Consider the following 18145-nt stretch of genomic DNA (forward strand, 5'->3'; position numbering starts at 1 on the left):
CGGGGCTGGGTGAGGTCTTCCAATCGCAGAGCGTTCATCCTGTCGTGCTTCCCCCGCCGCCACGCCCGCCGGCGGGAGAGGGGGGAGTTGACGATCATGGTCTACCGAAGGGCGTGGCGGCGCAGATGTTTCACATGGAACGCACCCGTCCTCAACTCCGACACCTCTTCGACGGGACTGGCGCGAACACTCGCTGTCGAGTGCTGACCGGTACCGCACGCGGTGCCGCACGATGCCGCGGACCCCGCTCGCCGCAGCCTCGTTTCACGTGAAACATCGCGCTGCGGGCACCTACGTGAATATTCGAGAACGCCCCTGCTCGCGCCAGCGGGCCCATCGTCGCCCATCCCACCGCAGTGCACTCTTCCGGTTAAGGCGTCCGCCCCCCACAGCCCAACGCCGGTCACCGGAAGCGAGACTGCTCAGTTCCGACAGGACCGGAGCGCTCGTGGGGGAGCGGAAGCCCTTCCCACCATCGTGTTGCCGAGGGATGTTCCACGTGAAACAGTCCGAGGGGCTGACGTGAGCCGAGCCGGGAATCCAGGCCGCACACGCGGTCGCTGCACAACGATTACCCGGGCCCCTCTGCCGGCTGGTTCAGCATGGAGCCGTCGGAGCTCACCGCCGGGTCTCGGTTGGCACGCGCCAAGCGGCCTTCCCCAACCACGAAAGCGCTCCTCGCACCGATGCGCGCTCATGACGGCGACACAGCGCCGCTTCGCGTGACGTGGTCTCCGTAGTCCCAGGAAGGGCAAGGAATCGACAGATCATCGTCATCCCAAAACGCGCACCCCGCGACCAGCGTCGATACTCACGCGAACACTGTTCGCACCCACAGTCCAGAAGACGCAACCCTGGATGCGGCGCCGGACGATCATCCACATCCGGTGCGACCGGGCGACAGCACTCGCTGCAGCGTCATCGGAATACACGCTCCACGGCGAAACACTCCTCAGACCGCTGGGCCCTCCTGACGGCGATAGAGAACCCCTTAACGCGACGCGGTCTCCGTAGTGCACGGAAGGGCAGGGAATCGATACTCACGCGAACACTGTTCGCGCCCGCGGTCCAGAAGACGCAACCCCGGACGCGGCGCCGGACGATGAGCCACATCCGGCGGCGCCAGACGATCACCCACATCCGGTGCGACCGGGCGAAAGCAGTCGTTGCAGCGTCATCGGAGCACACGCTCCACCGCGAACCGCTCCTCCGAGCGGTGCGCCCTCCTGACGGCGGCAGAGATCCGCTTCACGTGATGTGGCCTCCGAGCCCCCCGAAGGGCAGGGAAGGGCAGGGGATCGAAAGATGATCGTCATCCCATACTCGCAGCCGCGACCAGCGTCGATACTCACGCGAACACTGTTCGCGTCCACGTTCCAGAAGACGCAAACCTGGAGGCGAAGCCAGACTGTCGCCCATGACCTGCGGTGGGACCGGGCGGAGGCACTCTATGCAGCGTCATCGGAGTAACCGTTCCACGTGAAACACCCAGCAGTGGCGGCGGGGGAGGCGTGAGGGAAAGATCCAGCGGCGACGAATTGGGATCAGCGACACCCACCTCGGCACATTCTCGATTCGGAACGGCCGCGGTGTCGGTCCCGCCCAGGCCAGAGGGACATGTGAGCACCGCGGCGGAGAGCAAACTCTCCTCATCGCGCAGGACGTGTTTCACGTGAAACAACCCGCCAGGGAGCGGCGAGGGAGAAGGCGCCGGGCAACCCACCCCGGCAGCTCGTTGACCAACCGCACCTACTCCGGCGCGCTCTACGCAACCAGCCGGAATGCTGCGACGCCCCGTGAAAGACGAACGTCGAGCAATCGAGAACGTCGTGCCGTGGTACTCAAGCGGGCGCCACGGCTTGAGCGTGGTTCCGGATGTCTTCTCGCGTGAGCTGATCCAGGAGGAGGCTCCCGCTGAAGGTGCCACCGTCGGTACTGAATCACGCGAACGACCCGAATCCTTGACACCCGAAGGTGGTTCGCGGTTATCCGTTACCCTCGAGCCGTGGCCAACGATACGAGTCCTCAGAGCAGGCCAGCGAGACCGAAACGAGGCTGGTTGCCCATGGTCCTGGTCGCTCTCGCCGGTCTGGCTCTGATCTGGCTGGTCATGGTGCCGGTCGGGCCCGAGGCATGTGTCCTGTCGCTTCCGGGTCCTCGCAATTGCACGATCACGAGCCGGGTTGAGGCGGCCGTGATTCCAACATCTGGCATCTTCGCGATCGGCCTGCTTTCCGCGTTGTGGGCGATACTCTCGCCGCGGAGCGCCCCTGCAGCACGCATCACGGGAATCGTGTTGCTCTCGCTCGCAATCGGCGTCTCGTACCTACTCGTCGCATGGATCCCGGCCCTCGCAGGGGTCAGGCAGGGATTCCAGATCGGCACGTGACTCAGGCCTCGCAGCCAGACGCCTCAATCGGGAGCTACCTGCGCAGCAATGGGGGCCGTCCCGCACGGATCGGACACCTGATCTGCGCGCCTTGGTTCATCGGGACAAAACAGACCAGGACGAACGGCGACCCCGACCGAAGGCAGCCCACGCATGCCCAAAGCATCCAGGCACCCAGCCCGGCCGCAGAACTCAGCGAACGGTCGCCGTCACAACACGCGTCGGCTCACCGATGACGCCCTCGCCCAGCACCGTCACCGCGACATCCGACAGTCGGAACTTGCGGATCTGCTTCTCGGCCGCAGTGATCTCCGCATCCGCATTCACGCCCTTGAGGAGGATGAGCTGCCCGCCGTCTCGAACCAGGGGAGCGGTGAGGGGGATGAGCGTGCGCAGAGCGCTCACGGCGCGGGCGGTCGCCGCGTCCAGCACTGGACCGCCCTTCCAGTCCTCCGCGCGTCCGCGGACGACCTCGACGTTCCCCAGGCCGAGTGCGGCGACCTGCTCATTCAGCCATGCCACCCGGCGCTCCATCGGCTCGATCAGCACCCACTCGACATCCGGTCGTGCGATCGCAAGGACGAGCCCCGGGAGCCCCGCACCCGATCCCACATCTCCGACGCGTCCCGAGAAGAGCGGAGCAGCGATGACGCTGTTCAGGATGTGTCGGGTCCAGAGACGGGGAAGTTCGAGCGGCCCGATCAGGCCGCGTTCCTCGCCGTGCTCCGCGAGTGCCGACACGAACGAGCGTGCGACCTCGATCCGATCTCCGAACAGCGCGGCGGCCTCTGCCGGCTCCTGTTCAAGCTCCGTCATCGACGGACTCAGCCGCGACGGATCACGGTGTGGCGGTCGGCGCCCTCGCCGTACGACTCCGAGACATATCCGCGGTCGGCGACGATGTCGTGGACGAGCTTGCGCTCGTAGCTCGACATGGCAGGCAGCGACGCCTGAGAGGCGCCCTCCTCGAGTCGCGCGATCGCTCGGTCGACGAGTCCGGCGAGCTGCTGCTCCCGCGTATCCCGCGAACCGCCGATGTCGAGGATCAGCCTCGAGAAGCGGCCGGTCTGCGTCTGCACCGCGATGCGCGTCAGCTCCTGCAGCGCCTGCACCGTCTCCGGCTCCGCCAGCCTCGAGAGCGACCCGTCACCATCGGCCTCCACCGAGACGTACGCCCGACCGGCGCGCACATCGAGGGCCAGATCGCCGTCGATGTCGGCGATGTCGAGCAGACCCTCCAGGAAGTCGGCGGCGATGTCGCCTTCCCGCTCCAGGTCGGCGACAGAGACTTCGGCGGGTGCGGCGGGGGAGTCGGTCATAGCTCGTTCCTAGGATTGAGTCGGGTCAGGACGTCTTGGCGTTGTCGGTGTCGGCATCCTTCGCCGCCCCACCGCCTGCGGTCGGACCGCCGCGCTGAGCCTGCTTCTTCGAGCGCTGCTTGCTCACCGGCTGCTGACGCTTGGGAGCGATGGCGCGGGCGGCCTCCGCCTCCTGGAGGAGCCGCTGCTGCTCGGCCTGGTACTTCTCCATCGAGACGATCTTGCCGTTGGCGTCGATCGCTTTGCCCTTGCGAGCGAGCCGCTCCTCGCGCTCCTTGGCCGCCTGCGAACCCGGCGTCGGCAGATTCCGGATGACGAGGAACTGCTGCACAGCGGTCCAGATGTTCGACGTGAACCAGTAGATGACGACGCCGAGGGGGAAGAAGATGCCCGAGAAGACGAAGGCGAACGGCAGGATGTAGAGCATGATGCGCTGCATCTGGTACGCCTGGCCCTGCTTGGCCTCGGGGGAGAGGTTCTTCGAGACGATCTGCAGCTGAGTGAAGAACTGCGACGCGATCATCAGCACGACCAGCGTCACCATGATGGCGACCGTCGCCTGCCACCCGGCCGGCTGCGTCTTGATGGTGTCGACGAGCGACTCGTGCAGCGACGCCACACCGAAGAGCTTGGCGTTGTAGAACTCGAGGGTGAGCTCGGGGGTCAGGGGGCCGACACCGCCGTGGCCGGCCTTGGCGTTGGTCGACACACCGTTCAGCACGCTGTAGAGCGAGAAGAAGACGGGCATCTGCACCAGGATCGGGAGACATCCGGACACGGGGGACGTGCCGTTCTTCTTGTACAGCGCCATCGTCTCGCGGCTCATGGCCTCGCGAGAGAGCTGATCGCGCTTCCCCTTGTACTTCTCCTGGATCTTCTTGAGCTCCGGCGCGATCTCCATCATCTTGCGCTGGCTCTTGATCTGCTTGACGAAGAGAGGGATGAGCGCAGCGCGCACGACGACGACGAGGCCGATGATCGCGAGGACCCAGGTGAGGCCGTCGGCCGGCGCCATGCCGAGGAACGTGAAGAGGCCGTGCCACGCCACGAGGATGAGCTCGACGACCCACTTCAGCGGCCAGAGGATCGTCTGGAGCAGATCGAAGCCTCCGCTCGACGCGGCCGGCGTCGGCGTGCTCGTGGCGAGAAACAGCAGATCCTGCACGGATCAGTCCTTTCCAAGGGGCACGACGAAACCGTGCGGGGTCAGCTCATGACGGAAGTGCTTGTGCGCCGGCGGGTCGTCGACACCGCCGGCCGCCCACGGGTGGCAGCGAGCGATGCGCAGGGCGGCGAGGGCTGAGCCCTTCAGCGCGCCGTGCTGCTGAACCGCGCCGACGGCATAGGCCGAGCACGAGGGGTAGTAGCGGCAGACGTCTCCGTATGTGTGGGAGATCGTCGCACGATAGCCGTGGAGAAGCGCGAGAAGGGCGTTGCGCGGCAGAAGGGGAATCGCCTGTCCGAGATCGGAGGCGGAGAATCGTGCCGTTCCAATGGATGCGGCGGGCAGCGTCGACGTGCTCATGCGGCCCTCCGGGCGAGGCATCGCTGCACATCGGAGCGCAGATCCTGGAAGGACGCCTCCGCGGAACTCGGCAGAGCGCGCAGGACGACGTCCGATCCAGGTCGGATGGACGGCAGGGCCTCAGCGCAGATCGCCTTGAGACGCCGTCGCACCGTATTGCGGACGACGGCCGAACCCACCTGCTTGCTCACGATGAAGCCGAACCGCGGGGTCTCGTCGTCACGGGTGGAGGTGACGTAGGCGACCGCGTGCGCACCGGCACACCGGCGCCCCCGACGAACGACGGCCTTGTAGTCCGCGCCGCGGGTGAGACGATTCGGCCGCGCCAGCACCGTGTGGATTCAGGCCGAGAGCTCGGTGCGCCCCTTGGCGCGGCGAGCCGACAGGATGGCGCGGCCGGCGCGCGTGCGCATGCGGGCGCGGAAGCCGTGCTTCTTGGCGCGACGACGGTTGTTGGGCTGGAAAGTGCGCTTGCTCATGGGATCACTCCGGATCAGGTCTCACCGGAAGGCTCGCTCCGGGAAGGTCGGATGGACTGCCGTACAGGCATAAGTCAACCGATTAAGACTACGTCGGCAGGCTTGAGAACTCAAACCGAGCGCGCGCCGCGCGCCATTATCCACAACCTGTGGGCAACCCCTGGCAGGGACACGCTGCCCGGTTCTACAGTGGAGTTTGCTCTGCGACGTGCCTCTGACTAGCGTTGCACGGGCAGTTATCCACAGGTTCGCGGCACCCCAGAAGGCCGTCATCCACTTGAGACCCGGGGGGGCAATGACACCGCAGGAGATTCCGGACGTTCCGGTATGGACGGCGGTCCTCGACGTCCTGATCGATGACGATCGGATCACCCCTCAGCTGCACGGATTCCTGAACCTTGCGGTGCCGCAGGGGGTCATGGGCGGGACGCTGTATCTCGACGTCCCGAACGACCTGACGGCGGCGCAGATCAACAAGAGGATGCGCGCCCCCATCCTCGAGGCGCTCGAGCACGTCGATGCCCACCCGCCCGTGAGCACGTTCCGTGTCGTGGTCAACCCCGACATCACGGACAGCCCCGCCCCCGGTGCGCCCGCCGCATCCCTGACGCCCACCATCGAGCCTTCTCTGACCCGCCCGATGGCCGCGGAGCCCGTCGATCAGACGCCGCCGCGCAGCGACACCCGTCTCAACCCGAAGTACACGTTCGACAGCTTCGTCATCGGGCAGTCCAACCGCTTCGCGCACGCAGCGGCCGTCGCGGTCGCGGAAGCGCCGGCGAAGGCGTACAACCCGCTCTTCATCTACGGCGACTCGGGCCTCGGCAAGACACACCTCCTCCACGCGATCGGCGACTACGCGCAGAACCTCTACACGGGCATCCGCGTCCGATACGTCTCGAGCGAGGAGTTCACGAACGACTTCATCAACTCGATCGCGAACAACCGCGGCTCCGCCTTCCAGGCCCGCTATCGCGACGTCGATATCCTCCTGATCGACGACATCCAGTTCCTCCAGGGCCGGGCCGAGACGCAGGAAGCCTTCTTCCACACGTTCAACCAGCTGCACGATCACGACAAACAGGTCGTCATCACGAGCGACGTGCCGCCGAAGCATCTCACCGGCTTCGAGGACCGGATGCGCAGCCGCTTCGAGTGGGGCCTCATCACCGACGTGCAGGCCCCCGACCTCGAGACCCGCATCGCGATCCTGCGCAAGAAGGCGCAGAGCGAGCGCCTGCAGATCCCCGACGAGGTCCTCGAGTACATCGCGACGGTCGTCTCGTCCAACATCCGCGAGCTCGAGGGCGCCCTCATCCGGGTCTCGGCCTTCGCGAGCCTCAACCGCTCGACGCTCGACATCTCCCTCGCCCAGACCGTGCTGCGCGACATCGTCGACCAGGACGACGCCAACGTCATCTCGCCGACCGACATCATCACGGCGACCGCCAACTACTTCAAGCTCACCGTCGATGACCTCTACGGTTCGAGCCGGTCGCAGGCCGTCGCCACAGCGCGGCAGATCGCCATGTATCTGTGCCGCGAACGCACGAGCCTGTCGCTGCCGAAGATCGGTCAGCTCTTCGGCAATCGCGACCACACGACCGTCATGTACGCGTACAAGAAGATCAGCGACCTCATGAAGGAGCGCCGCTCGATCTACAACCAGGTGACGGAGATCACCACGCAGCTCGGCCGCCGCTGAGCGCGCGCTTCCGCACCTCTGCGCGGGACGACGGCTGAGGCCGTCTCTTCCGCGCGCCTATGCGCGCCCGCGCATACATCATCGCCGCTTGACAGGCCCGCTCCGCCACGCCAGCATCTGTGTTCTGCACAGTGTGGATAACTTGTGGATAACTCGGATTCGAGGTCTTAACACTGTGAGCAGATGGCCCCCGGCTGTGGACAAGTGTCGGACGCATCCGAGATGCCGTCGGCCGGATACCCGCATGATTCCGCATGTCTTCCACAACTCACATCCATGTAGTTCCCATGAGCCGTCTACTATCCACGGACTTATCCACAGTTTCCACAACTGTTAACAACATGACAGAGATAGATCTATGAAGGGCTCCCCGATGACCTCGGGTGCGACCGGCGCCGCAATGACAAGAACTTCCGAACCGACTCGGCGCGGGCACTAGCATGGGAGGCCCAGTCAGATGTCGAGGGAGCGTCCCGTGAAGTTCCACGTCAATCGCGATGTGTTCAGCGAAGCCGTGTCGTTCGTGGTGAAGCTCCTGCCTCAGCGCAACCCGCAGCCGATCCTCGCGGGGGTGCTGATCGAGGCCGGCGATGCCGGCCTGTCGCTCTCCGCGTTCGACTACGAGGCGTCCGCGCGCACGACCATCGAGGCCACTGTCGACGAACCCGGCACGATCCTCGTCCACGGGCGACTCCTCGCGGACATCGCGAGCAAGCTCCCGAATGCGCCGATCCAGATCGCGGTCGACGAGGACGGCGGCATCCTGCTCACGTGCGGATCCGCCCGCTTCACCCTCGCGGCCATGCCGGTCCAGGAGTACCCGGCGATCCCGGAGGTCTCCGGCGAGTCCGGGCTCGTCCCGGCGGAAGACTTCGGCACCGCCATCGCGCAGGTCGCCTTCGCCGCGTCGCGCGACGATGTGACGCCTGTCCTCACCGGCGTGCAGCTCGAGGTCAGCGGAACCCACCTCAGCCTCGTCGCGACAGACCGCTACCGCGTCGCGCTCCGCCAGATCCCGTGGGACGGAGGCGCCGCCGCCGACGAGACCACCACCGCACTCGTTCCCGCGCGCACCCTCACCGAGGTCGGCAAGACGTTCGCGCACGGCGGCGACATCTCCATCGCGTTCTCCGGAACAGGCGACCGCGAGATCATCGCCTTCACCGCAGGCGACAAGACGGTCACCTCTCTTCTGATCAAGGGCAACTTCCCGCCGGTCCGCCGGCTGTTCCCCGAGCAGACCGACCACCACGCCGTCGTCAACACCGCCGACCTCATCGAGGCGGTGCGACGTGTGTCGCTCGTGCTCGACCGCTCCGCGCCCCTGCGATTCACCTTCACCAACGAAGGCGTGTCGATGGATGCCTCCGGCACCGAGCAGGCGCGCGCATCCGAGTCCGTCGACGCGACGCTCACGGGCGAGGATGTCACGCTGGGCCTCAACCCGCAGTATCTGCTCGAGGCCCTCGGCGCCGTGCGCAGCGAGTTCACCCGCATCACGTTCACCTCGAGCGAGAACCAGAACAAGCTGAGCCCCGTCCTCATCACCCCGCAGACGTCTGTCGACAAGGGCGGCGAGGACTCCTTCAAGTACCTCCTGCAGCCGAATCTCCTCCTGCGCTGAGCCGCGCGGCGACGCAGACCCGGCAGCAGCATCCATCCCGCGGCGATGTCCGCGACTCGAATTAGGCTGACTCGGTGATCGTGGAGCATGTGAGTCTCGTCGACTTCCGCAACTATGCGGCCGCCGACGTGTCGCTCGGTCCCGGTCCTCAGGTCTTCGTCGGCCGCAACGGTCAGGGCAAGACGAATCTCGCCGAGGCGGTCGCCTACTTCGCGACCGTCGGGTCGCACCGGGTGTCCACTGATGCGCCGATGGTCCGCGACGGGGCGGATGCCGCGATCGTGCGCACTCGCCTCGCTCATGGCGAGCGCCACATCGGCCTCGAGGTGCAGATCAACCGTCAGGGATCGAACAAGGCGCGGGTCAACGGAGCGAATGTGCGACCGGCCGAGCTCCCGCGCTATGCGCAGGTGGTGCTCTTCGCGCCCGAAGACCTTCAGATCGTCCGCGGCGACCCCTCGGCCCGCCGCCGGTTCATGGATCAGCTCCTCGTGCAGCGATCGCCGCGTATGTCGGCCGTTCTCGCCGACTACGACCGCGTCCTGCGACAGCGCAACGCTCTGTTGAAGTCGGCCCGCGCGCGCGGCATCAAGGGAGACGCGCTGTCGACGCTCGAGGTGTGGGACGACAAGCTCGTCTCGCTCGGCACGCAGGTCATCGACGCGCGTGCCTCGCTCGCCGCGGATCTGGCCCAGCCCCTTGCCGACGCCTACACCGTGATCGCCGGCGCGGACCACGGTGCGCAGCTCGAGTGGGTGCTGTCCGTGCGCGGCGCGGACCCCGAAGACGACGAGCCGACGGATGCGCAGACCACAGCGGATGCCGGGACCGCGGAGCTGTTCCGCGCAGCGCTCGGCACGCGTCGGTCGGCCGAGCTCGACCGCGGGATCACGCTCGTCGGACCGCATCGCGACGACCTCCTGCTGAGAGTCCGCGGGCTCCCCGTCAAGGGGTACGCATCCCATGGCGAGTCGTGGTCGATGGCGCTCGCCCTGCGCCTGGCATCCGCTGAGCTCTTGCGGGCGGAATCCCTTCTGGGCGACCCGGTCCTCATCCTGGACGACGTCTTCGCCGAACTGGATGCCGATCGGCGGACGCGGCTGGCCGCCATCGCGGTCGGCTTCGAGCAGGTGATCGTGACCGCCGCCGTCGAGCAGGACGTGCCGGCGAATCTGCGGGGTCGTGTCATCCGCATCGAGGCGGGCACGATCGTGGGGATCGACGATGAGTGATCCGGAACCCGACGTCCCGGAGACCATCGCCACCTATCTGCGCCTCCGCGGCTTGGAGCCGACGGCCAGGCGCAAGCGCCGCGCGCGGCGCCAGGTCGACGAAGATGCGCAGCCCTTCATGCCCGGCCGCGATCCGCGGGGCATCGACGAAGTGCTCGGCGCGCTGACGCGCGACTCCGGGTGGAATCCTCATCTCGCGCGTGAAGACCTCGTCCGTCGCTGGGATGAAGTCGCTGGAGCCGAGACGGCGCGGCACACGCATCCCGTCGACCTCACGGACGGCACGCTCACCGTGAAGTGCGACTCGACCGCGTGGGCGAAGCAGCTTCAGCTGATCCGGGCGCACGTGCTCACCGAGATCCTGCGGCGCTTCCCGGATGCGGGTGTGGATAACCTCCGGTTCCTGGGGCCGGACGTCCCCTCCTGGAAATGGGGCACGAGAGCCGTTCAGGGCCGCGGTCCGCGCGATACCTACGGGTGATCGGTCTCGGCAGTCGTTCACGCGGATTTCAGCGCGTCAGAGGGCGTTTCCGCCTCCATAGGGGGTCTCCGGCACGGTAGGATGTAAGTTCAGCGGCCGGACGAATCGGAGAGCGCGAAACCTATGACGTCAGACATCCCCGAGAACGTCCCCGAGGAGCAGACTCCCGCACAGCCCCCCACCCCTCGGAGCGATTACGGGGCAGACGCCATCCAGGTGCTCGAGGGGCTCGAGGCCGTCCGCAAGCGTCCGGGCATGTACATCGGGTCCACCGGTCCGCGCGGCCTCCACCACCTCGTGTACGAGATCGTCGACAACTCGGTCGACGAGGCCCTCGCCGGCGCGAACGATGCCATCATCGTCACGATCCTCGCCGACGGCGGCATCCGGGTCGTCGACTTCGGCCGCGGCATCCCGGTCGACCCGCACTCATCCGACCCGTCGAAGTCGACCGTCGAGGTCGTGCTGACGATCCTGCACGCGGGCGGGAAGTTCGGCGGCGGCGGGTATGCGGTCTCCGGCGGTCTGCACGGCGTCGGCTCGTCCGTCGTCAACGCGCTCTCGACCCGGTTCGAGGTGGAGATCAAGCGGCAGGGATACGTCTGGCGGCACAGCTTCGCCGACGGCGGGCGCCCGCAGCAGCAGCTCGAGCGCGGCGAGCCGACGGACGAGACCGGCACGACGATCACCTTCTGGCCGGACCCGGCGATCTTCACCGAGACCGTCGACTTCGACTACGACACGCTGCGCACGCGCTTCCAGCAGATGGCGTTCCTCAACAAGGGGCTGCGCATCGAACTGCACGATGAGCGCGCCTCCGCGGTCGTCGAGCAGGAGATCGACGGCGTCGTCACGACGCGCCAGCGCGAAGACGTGTTCCTCTACGAGCGCGGGCTCGTCGACTACGTCGAGTACCTGAACCACGCGCGCCGCGCCGAGGTCGTCAACGACGAGGTCATCGCCTTCGAGTCGGAAGACACCGAGCGCAAGATCTCGCTCGAAGTCGCGATGCAGTGGACGACGGGCTACACCGAGAACGTCTTCACCTACGCGAACACCATCAACACCCACGAGGGCGGCACGCACGAAGAAGGCTTCCGTGCGGCGCTCACGACGCTGGTGAACCGCTACGCGCGCGCCAACAACCTGCTCAAGGAGAAGGACGACAACCTCTCCGGAGACGACGTGCGCGAGGGACTCACCGCCGTCATCTCGATCAAGCTGGGCGAGCCGCAGTTCGAGGGCCAGACCAAGACGAAGCTCGGCAACACCGAGGCGAAGGCGTTCACCCAGAAGGTCGTGGGCGACCAGCTCGGCGACTGGTTCGACCGCAACCCGGCGCAGGCGAGGAACGTCATCAAGAAGGCGATCGATGCGGCGACCGCCCGCATGGCCGCCCGCAAGGCGCGCGAGACCGCCCGCCGCAAGAGCGTGTTCGAGTCCGCTGCGATGCCGGACAAGCTGAAGGACTGCACGAGCAAGGACCCGTCGATCTCGGAGATCTTCCTCGTCGAGGGTGACTCCGCCGGCGGCTCGGCGGTGCAGGGTCGCGACCCGCACACGCAGGCGATCCTTGCGCTGCGCGGCAAGATCCTGAACGTCGAGCGCGCGCGCCTGGACAAGGCGCTCGCGAACAAGGAAGTCCAGGCCATGATCCAGGCCTTCGGTACGGGCATCGGCGAGGACTTCGATCTCGGCAAGGCGCGCTACCACAAGATCGTGCTGATGGCGGATGCGGACGTCGACGGCCAGCACATCACGACGCTGCTGCTGACCCTCCTCTTCCGTTACATGCGCGGACTCATCGAGGCGGGATTCGTCTTCCTCGCGATGCCGCCGCTGTACCGCCTCAAGTGGACGAACGCGGCGCACGAGTACGTGTATTCGGATGCGGAGCGCGACGCCCTCCTGCAGGACGGTCTCGCGAACGGCAAGCGCATCCCGAAGGATGCAGGCATCCAGCGCTACAAGGGTCTCGGCGAGATGAACGCCAAAGAGCTGTGGGAGACCACGATGGACCACACCACGCGGACGCTCCGGCAGATCACGATCGAGGATGCGGCCGCGGCCGACGAGATCTTCAGCGTGCTGATGGGAGAGGACGTCGAGTCCCGCCGCAACTTCATCCAGCGCAACGCGAAGGACGTCCGCTTCCTCGACATCTGACCCGCGCGGGTCGATGAGCGAGCGAAGCGAGACGAGATGGCACTGAGAGAGACACATGACTGACGTTCCCCCGACGGACTCCGGCACAGGCGCCGGCGACGAGCACAACCACGGCAAGATCGATCAGGTCGACCTGCAGGAGGAGATGCAGCGCTCGTACCTGGATTACGCGATGGCCGTCATCGTCGGCCGCGCGCTTCCGGACGTGCGCGACGGGCTCAAGCCCGTGCACCGCCGCGTGATCTACGGCATGTACGACGGCGGCTTCCGTCCCGACAAGTCGTTCTCCAAGTGCGCGCGCGTCGTCGGCGAAGTCATGGGTCAGTACCACCCGCACGGCGACACCGCGATCTACGACACCCTCGTCCGGCTCGTGCAGCCGTGGTCGCTGCGCTATCCGCTGGCACTCGGCCAGGGCAACTTCGGCTCGCCCGGCAACATGGGCGCGGCGGCGCCGCGATACACCGAGACGAAGATGGCTCCTCTCGCGCTGGAGATGGTGCGGGACATCGAAGAGGACACCGTCGACTTCTCCCCGAACTACGACGGCCAGACGCTGGAGCCCGACGTCCTCCCGGCGCGCTTCCCGAACCTCCTCGTCAACGGATCGATCGGCATCGCGGTCGGCATGGCGACGAACATCCCGCCCCACAACCTCCGTGAGGTGTCGGAGGCGGCGCTATGGGCGATGGACAACCCCGACCTCCCCCGCGAGGAGTTGCTGGAGGGTCTCATCCAGCGCGTTCCGGGGCCGGACTTCCCGACCGGGGCGCAGATCCTGGGGACGAAGGGGATCCAGGAGGCGTACCGGACCGGCCGCGGCTCGATCACGATGCGCGCGGTCGTGGATGTCGAGGAGCTGCAGGGCCGGACGTGCCTTGTGATCACCGAGCTGCCGTACCAGGTGAACCCCGACAACCTGGCCGTCAAGATCGGCGACCTCGTCCGCGAAGGCCGGATCACCGGTATCGCCGACATCCGCGACGAGACGAGCGATCGCACCGGTCAGCGCCTCGTCGTGGTGCTCAAGCGCGACGCCGTCGCGAAGGTCGTGCTGAACAACCTGTACAAGCACACGCAGCTGCAGGACAACTTCGGCGCGAACATGCTCGCGATCGTCGACGGCGTGCCGCGAACCCTCGCGCTCGACGGCTTCATCACCCACTGGCTCGACCACCAGATCGACGTCATCGTCCGCCGCACGCAGTTCCGCCTGCGCAAGGCCGAAGCGCGCATGCACATCCTCGAGGGCTACCTCAAGGCGCTCGACGCGCTCGACGAGGTCATCGCCCTCATCCGCCGCTCGCCGACGGTCGAGGAGGCGCGCGAGGGTCTGAAGACGCTGCTCGACATCGACGACGATCAGGCACAGGCGATCCTCGACATGCAGCTGCGCCGCCTCGCGGCGCTCGAGCGTCAGAAGATCATCGACGAGGCCACTGAGCTCGCCGCGAAGATCATCGACTACAAGGAGATCATCGCCGACCCCGCGCGCCAGCGCGGCATCATCCGCGAGGAGCTCACCGCCATCGTCGAGCGCTTCGGCGACGAGCGGCGCACCCACATCCTCCACGGGTTCGGCGGAGACGTCTCGGTCGAAGACCTCATCGCCGAGGAGGAGATGGTCGTCTCCGTCACACGCGACGGGTACATCAAACGCACCCGCAGCGACAACTACCGCTCGCAGCATCGCGGCGGAAAGGGCGTCAAGGGCGCGCAGCTGCGTGCCGACGACGTCGTGGAGCACTTCTTCGTGACGACGACGCACCACTGGCTGCTCTTCTTCACGAACAAGGGACGGGTCTACCGCACCAAGGCGTACGAAGTGCCGGAGGCCGGGCGCGACGCCAAGGGCCAGCACGTCGCGAACCTCCTCGCGCTGCAGCCGGATGAGGAGATCGCCCAGATCCTCGACATCCGCGACTACTCCGTCGCGACCTACCTCGTGCTCGCGACCCGCAGCGGTCTCGTCAAGAAGACGCGTCTGACCGAGTACGACACGAACCGCCAGGGCGGCATCATCGCCATCAAGCTGCGCGGCCAGGCGTCTGAAGAGGGCGAGGATGTCGAGACAGGGTCCGACGACGAGGTCGTCAGCGCCCTGCTCGTCGACGAGGGCGACGACATCCTCCTCATCAGCCGGCACGGCATGTCGCTGCGGTTCTCCGCGACGGATTCCGCTCTCCGGCCTATGGGCCGCTCGACGTCCGGCGTGAAGGGCATGGACTTCCGCGCCGGCGACAGCCTGCTGTCGGCGTCGGTCGCGCAGGCCGACGGATACGTGTTCGTCGTCACTGAGGGCGGGTACGCGAAGCGCACCGCGGTGAGCGAATACCGCATGCAGAACCGAGGCGGTCTGGGCATCAAGGTGGCCAAGCTGAACGACGAGCGGGGCGATCTCGCGGGGGGTCTGATGGTCTCCGAGGACGACGAGGTCTTGGTGGTTCTTGCCAGCGGCAAGGTGGTACGCTCTGCCGTGGCCGAGGTGCCTGCCAAGGGTCGCGACACGATGGGAGTCGTGTTCGCCCGGCCCGATGACAATGACCGCATCCTCGCCATCGCCCGGAACGGCGAGCGAGCGCTCGCCGAAGAGGAGGCCGCAGACGCGGACTCCGACGAGGGCGCGGCGGATGCGTCGACCGAGACCCCGGAAGGTAGTACTGAGGCATGAGCACAGTAGCGGACAAGCTCGCGAGGAAGTCCAGCACCGCGACGAACGCGAAGCAGGTCCGCCTGCGTCTGGTCTACATCGACTTCTGGTCGGCAGTGAAGCTCTGCTTCCTCGCCGCCGTCGCCGTGGCCATCGCCACGATCGTCATGTACTTCCTGCTCTACCTCGTCCTCCAGGGCACCGGCCTCATCGGCAAGATGGACGACTTCTTCAAGAGCTTCTCGGACGGTAGCGTCACGCTGTCTCAGTTCGTCGGCTTGCCGCAGGTCATGGCGTTCGGCTCGATCGTCGCGATCCTCGACCTCGTCGTCATCACGGTGATGGGCGCCGTCGTCGCGGGCATCTACAACCTCGCCGTGAAGATCACGGGCGGCCTGCTCGTCGGCTTCACGTCCAACTGACATTCATCGACTGAGGCCCGGACTCCACGGAGTCCGGGCCTCAGTCGTATCCGAGTCGTCTGGGGCGTCAGCCGATGCCGGCGGCTCGGAGTGCGGCGGCGACCACACCGCTCTGTCCGAGCAGAGTGCCGATGATCCAGGTCGCGAACAGCGCGAGCGCCCCGCCGATGACGAGACGGATGACAGCGCGTGCCGGCGACGACCCGCCGAGCCACGCGGAAATGGTACCGGTGAGCGCGAGCGCGATGAGGACCGCGATGAAGGTCACCGGGACGCGCCATTCGGGAGGCGGGAGCAGGATCGCGAGCAGCGGGAGGATGCCGCCGATCGTGAATGCGATCGCGGACGCGAAAGTCGCGTGCCAGGGACTCACGAGATCGTTCTGGTCGATGTGCAGCTCGGTCTCGAGATGGGCGGCGAGCGCGTCGTGCGCCGTCAGCTCCACTGCCACCTGCCGGGCGGTCGCGTCCGTCAGTCCGCGGTCACGGTACAGCTGCGTCAGCTCCTCGAGCTCCTCATCGGGCATCTCCTCGAGCTCGCGCCGCTCCTTCTCGATGAGCGCGCGTTCGCTGTCGCGCTGGCTGGAGACCGACACGTACTCGCCGAGCGCCATCGACACGGCACCGCCGACGAGACCGGCGAGACCCGCGGTCAGCAGGGCCCCCGTGGCCGCGGTCGCACCCGCGACGCCGACCACGATGGATGCGACGGAAACGATGCCGTCGTTCGCTCCGAGCACGCCGGCGCGAAGCCAATTCAACCGTTGGCCCACACCCCCGCCGTGCGCCTCACCGGAGTGGATCGCATCATCCGTCGTCATGTGCGAGAGTCAACCACCCTCGGGATCGCGCGTCCACGAAGGAAAGGCTGTGCTCAGCGGCCCTCGATTTCTGAAATCGCCTGGATTCCGGTAAAGTCTTGCAGGTTGACGGCGCGTGCGAACGGGCCTGATACGGGGGTATAGCTCAGGCGGTTAGAGCGCTTCACTGATAATGAAGAGGTCCCAGGTTCAAGTCCTGGTACCCCCACAGAACACAATCCCGGGGCCTTAGCTCAGTTGGTAGAGCGCCTGCTTTGCAAGCAGGATGTCAGGAGTTCGAATCTCCTAGGCTCCACATTCACCCCACCCGCCGATTGCGCGATCGTATGCGCACGGGTCCATACTCTTCCTCATGCCTTCCACCCTTTCACTCGACGGTCTCCGATTCGCCATGGTCTCCTCGACGGCGAGCGCCGTGGACGAAGCGGCTCCGACGACCTTCGACTACCACCAGAGCGGGCGGCTCGTCTGGGGCGAGTACACCGGCGACACCGTGACCGAGGGCCGGTTCGTGGGCGAGGTCGTCGAGGCGGAAGTGCGGATCTCGTTCGCGCACGCCCTCGTCGACGACGGATCCGTCGTGCGCGGGGATGCTGTGAGCCGGGTCGAGCACGCGGACGACGGCAGGATGATGCTGGTCGAAGACTTCGTCATCGACGGCGTGCCGCACGTCAGCGTCACGGCTCAGCTGTGAGTCACACCCGCTTGTCGCGATTCTGATCGGTGCGCGTGAAGCGCATGAGTCCCTTGTCGACGGAGAACCGCTCACGCGGCGGGATGTCGCCGGGCAGGACGTAGGGTCGGCGGAAGACCTCACCGAGCACGATCACCGTCTCCATCTTCGTGACCTCGGGAAGCGCTGCGATCGTTCCGATCGCGAGCGACTGCATGGACTCCATGTCGATGCTGCGCACGGTGAGCATGACGTCGTGTTCGCCCGTCATGATCCGCACCGACTCGAGGTCGGGAAGATCGCTCACGGCGGCGAGGAACGACGTCCAGCGCTGCGGCTGGATCGTGCAGAACACGAGCGCACTCACCCCGAGTCCGAGCTTCGCCATGTCCACCTCGGCGGTGAAGCCGGTGATGATTCCTGCACGCGTGAGCGCCTCGACACGCGAGTACGCACTCGCGCGCGAGATGCCGACCTCCTGGGCGAGCGCGGCGATCGAGACGCGCCCGTTCTGCCGAAGGGTCCGGAGGATGTCGTACGCGATTTCATCGATCGCGGGCGCTGATCGTCCAGACGAACCGGGTTCCGCTTCAATCATGCTGGACATATTGCCGGAGTAACGCACTTGTGACAATCGGGAAGTCGAATCACCGGCGCTCT

General features: G+C 66.6%; 17 protein-coding genes and 2 tRNA genes. 11 read left to right on the plus strand and 8 right to left on the minus strand.

Annotation, left to right across the window (positions count from 1 at the left end):
* Positions 1 to 2065: 2065 nt before the first annotated feature.
* Entirely contained in the window at positions 2066 to 2389 is a 324-nt protein-coding gene (locus tag QSV35_RS01630; RefSeq protein WP_286286042.1) for a hypothetical protein, read from the plus strand.
* Positions 2390 to 2581: 192 nt separating this feature from the next.
* On the opposite strand, the gene rsmG is transcribed toward QSV35_RS01630, so the two are convergent.
* Genes rsmG through rpmH form a run of 6 tightly spaced genes read right to left on the minus strand, consistent with a single transcriptional unit; the run spans position 2582 to position 5712 of the window.
* Positions 2582 to 3205, minus strand: coding sequence for a 16S rRNA (guanine(527)-N(7))-methyltransferase RsmG (gene rsmG, locus QSV35_RS01635; RefSeq protein WP_286286044.1), 624 nt, complete (start codon positions 3203 to 3205; stop codon positions 2582 to 2584).
* A gap of 8 nt (positions 3206 to 3213) precedes the next feature.
* Positions 3214 to 3708 carry a Jag family protein gene (locus tag QSV35_RS01640; protein WP_286286047.1) on the minus strand — a complete coding sequence of 165 codons (495 nt, stop codon included), beginning with the start codon at positions 3706 to 3708 and terminating at the stop codon, positions 3214 to 3216.
* A 25-nt stretch (positions 3709 to 3733) separates the two neighbouring features.
* The gene (gene yidC, locus QSV35_RS01645) at positions 3734 to 4864 is read right to left on the minus strand and encodes a membrane protein insertase YidC (RefSeq protein WP_419956816.1); all 1131 of its coding nucleotides are present in this window, start codon (positions 4862 to 4864) and stop codon (positions 3734 to 3736) included.
* Between the two features lie 12 nt (positions 4865 to 4876).
* On the minus strand, positions 4877 to 5233 hold the full coding sequence (gene yidD / locus QSV35_RS01650; RefSeq protein ID WP_286286049.1) for a membrane protein insertion efficiency factor YidD: 357 nt from the start codon (positions 5231 to 5233) through the stop codon (positions 4877 to 4879).
* A complete protein-coding gene (gene rnpA / locus QSV35_RS01655) occupies positions 5230 to 5565 on the minus strand; it encodes a ribonuclease P protein component (RefSeq protein ID WP_286286051.1) in 336 nt (111 codons plus the stop codon). The genes yidD and rnpA overlap by 4 nt, the downstream gene beginning before the upstream one ends.
* A 9-nt stretch (positions 5566 to 5574) precedes the next feature.
* Positions 5575 to 5712, minus strand: a complete 138-nt coding sequence (gene rpmH, locus QSV35_RS01660) for a 50S ribosomal protein L34 (protein WP_022879826.1) — start codon at positions 5710 to 5712, stop codon at positions 5575 to 5577.
* A gap of 295 nt (positions 5713 to 6007) precedes the next feature.
* Here rpmH and dnaA point away from each other — a divergent pair, with 295 nt between their 5' ends.
* The 7 genes from dnaA to QSV35_RS01695 all read left to right on the plus strand — a co-directional run bounded on the left by dnaA (position 6008) and on the right by QSV35_RS01695 (position 15992).
* Entirely contained in the window at positions 6008 to 7417 is a 1410-nt protein-coding gene (gene dnaA / locus QSV35_RS01665; RefSeq protein ID WP_286286053.1) for a chromosomal replication initiator protein DnaA, read from the plus strand.
* Between the two features lie 475 nt (positions 7418 to 7892).
* On the plus strand, positions 7893 to 9041 hold the full coding sequence (gene dnaN / locus QSV35_RS01670) for a DNA polymerase III subunit beta (protein WP_286286055.1): 1149 nt from the start codon (positions 7893 to 7895) through the stop codon (positions 9039 to 9041).
* A gap of 74 nt (positions 9042 to 9115) precedes the next feature.
* Positions 9116 to 10273: a DNA replication/repair protein RecF gene (recF, locus tag QSV35_RS01675; protein WP_286286057.1), complete on the plus strand. Its 1158-nt coding sequence runs from the start codon at positions 9116 to 9118 to the stop codon at positions 10271 to 10273.
* Positions 10266 to 10754, plus strand: coding sequence for a DciA family protein (locus QSV35_RS01680; protein ID WP_286286060.1), 489 nt, complete (start codon positions 10266 to 10268; stop codon positions 10752 to 10754). The genes recF and QSV35_RS01680 overlap by 8 nt, the downstream gene beginning before the upstream one ends.
* A 123-nt stretch (positions 10755 to 10877) precedes the next feature.
* Positions 10878 to 12920: a DNA topoisomerase (ATP-hydrolyzing) subunit B gene (gene gyrB / locus QSV35_RS01685; RefSeq protein WP_286286061.1), complete on the plus strand. Its 2043-nt coding sequence runs from the start codon at positions 10878 to 10880 to the stop codon at positions 12918 to 12920.
* A gap of 55 nt (positions 12921 to 12975) precedes the next feature.
* Positions 12976 to 15591 (plus strand): DNA gyrase subunit A, encoded by a 2616-nt coding sequence (gene gyrA / locus QSV35_RS01690; RefSeq protein ID WP_286286063.1) that lies wholly within the window; start codon positions 12976 to 12978, stop codon positions 15589 to 15591.
* Complete coding sequence (locus QSV35_RS01695) at positions 15588 to 15992, plus strand: DUF3566 domain-containing protein (protein ID WP_286286066.1); 405 nt, start codon at positions 15588 to 15590, stop codon at positions 15990 to 15992. Before gyrA ends, QSV35_RS01695 begins: the two co-directional genes overlap by 4 nt.
* 67 nt (positions 15993 to 16059) lie before the next feature.
* On the opposite strand, the gene QSV35_RS01700 is transcribed toward QSV35_RS01695, so the two are convergent.
* Complete coding sequence (locus QSV35_RS01700; RefSeq protein ID WP_286286070.1) at positions 16060 to 16812, minus strand: VIT1/CCC1 transporter family protein; 753 nt, start codon at positions 16810 to 16812, stop codon at positions 16060 to 16062.
* Between the two features lie 134 nt (positions 16813 to 16946).
* Between QSV35_RS01700 and QSV35_RS01705 the strand changes: the two genes are divergently transcribed.
* The 3 genes from QSV35_RS01705 to QSV35_RS01715 all read left to right on the plus strand — a co-directional run bounded on the left by QSV35_RS01705 (position 16947) and on the right by QSV35_RS01715 (position 17506).
* A tRNA-Ile gene (locus QSV35_RS01705) sits at positions 16947 to 17020 on the plus strand.
* 14 nt (positions 17021 to 17034) lie between these two features.
* Positions 17035 to 17107: transfer RNA gene (locus QSV35_RS01710), tRNA-Ala, on the plus strand.
* 57 nt (positions 17108 to 17164) lie between these two features.
* Complete coding sequence (locus tag QSV35_RS01715) at positions 17165 to 17506, plus strand: avidin-fold protein (RefSeq protein ID WP_286286073.1); 342 nt, start codon at positions 17165 to 17167, stop codon at positions 17504 to 17506.
* 1 nt (position 17507) lies between these two features.
* Here the strand turns inward: QSV35_RS01715 and QSV35_RS01720 are convergent, their stop codons facing one another.
* Positions 17508 to 18083 carry an Lrp/AsnC family transcriptional regulator gene (locus tag QSV35_RS01720; RefSeq protein ID WP_286286076.1) on the minus strand — a complete coding sequence of 192 codons (576 nt, stop codon included), beginning with the start codon at positions 18081 to 18083 and terminating at the stop codon, positions 17508 to 17510.
* Positions 18084 to 18145 lie beyond the last annotated feature (62 nt).

The organism is Microbacterium candidum (genome assembly GCF_030315975.1).
Lineage (GTDB): Bacteria > Actinomycetota > Actinomycetes > Actinomycetales > Microbacteriaceae > Microbacterium > Microbacterium candidum.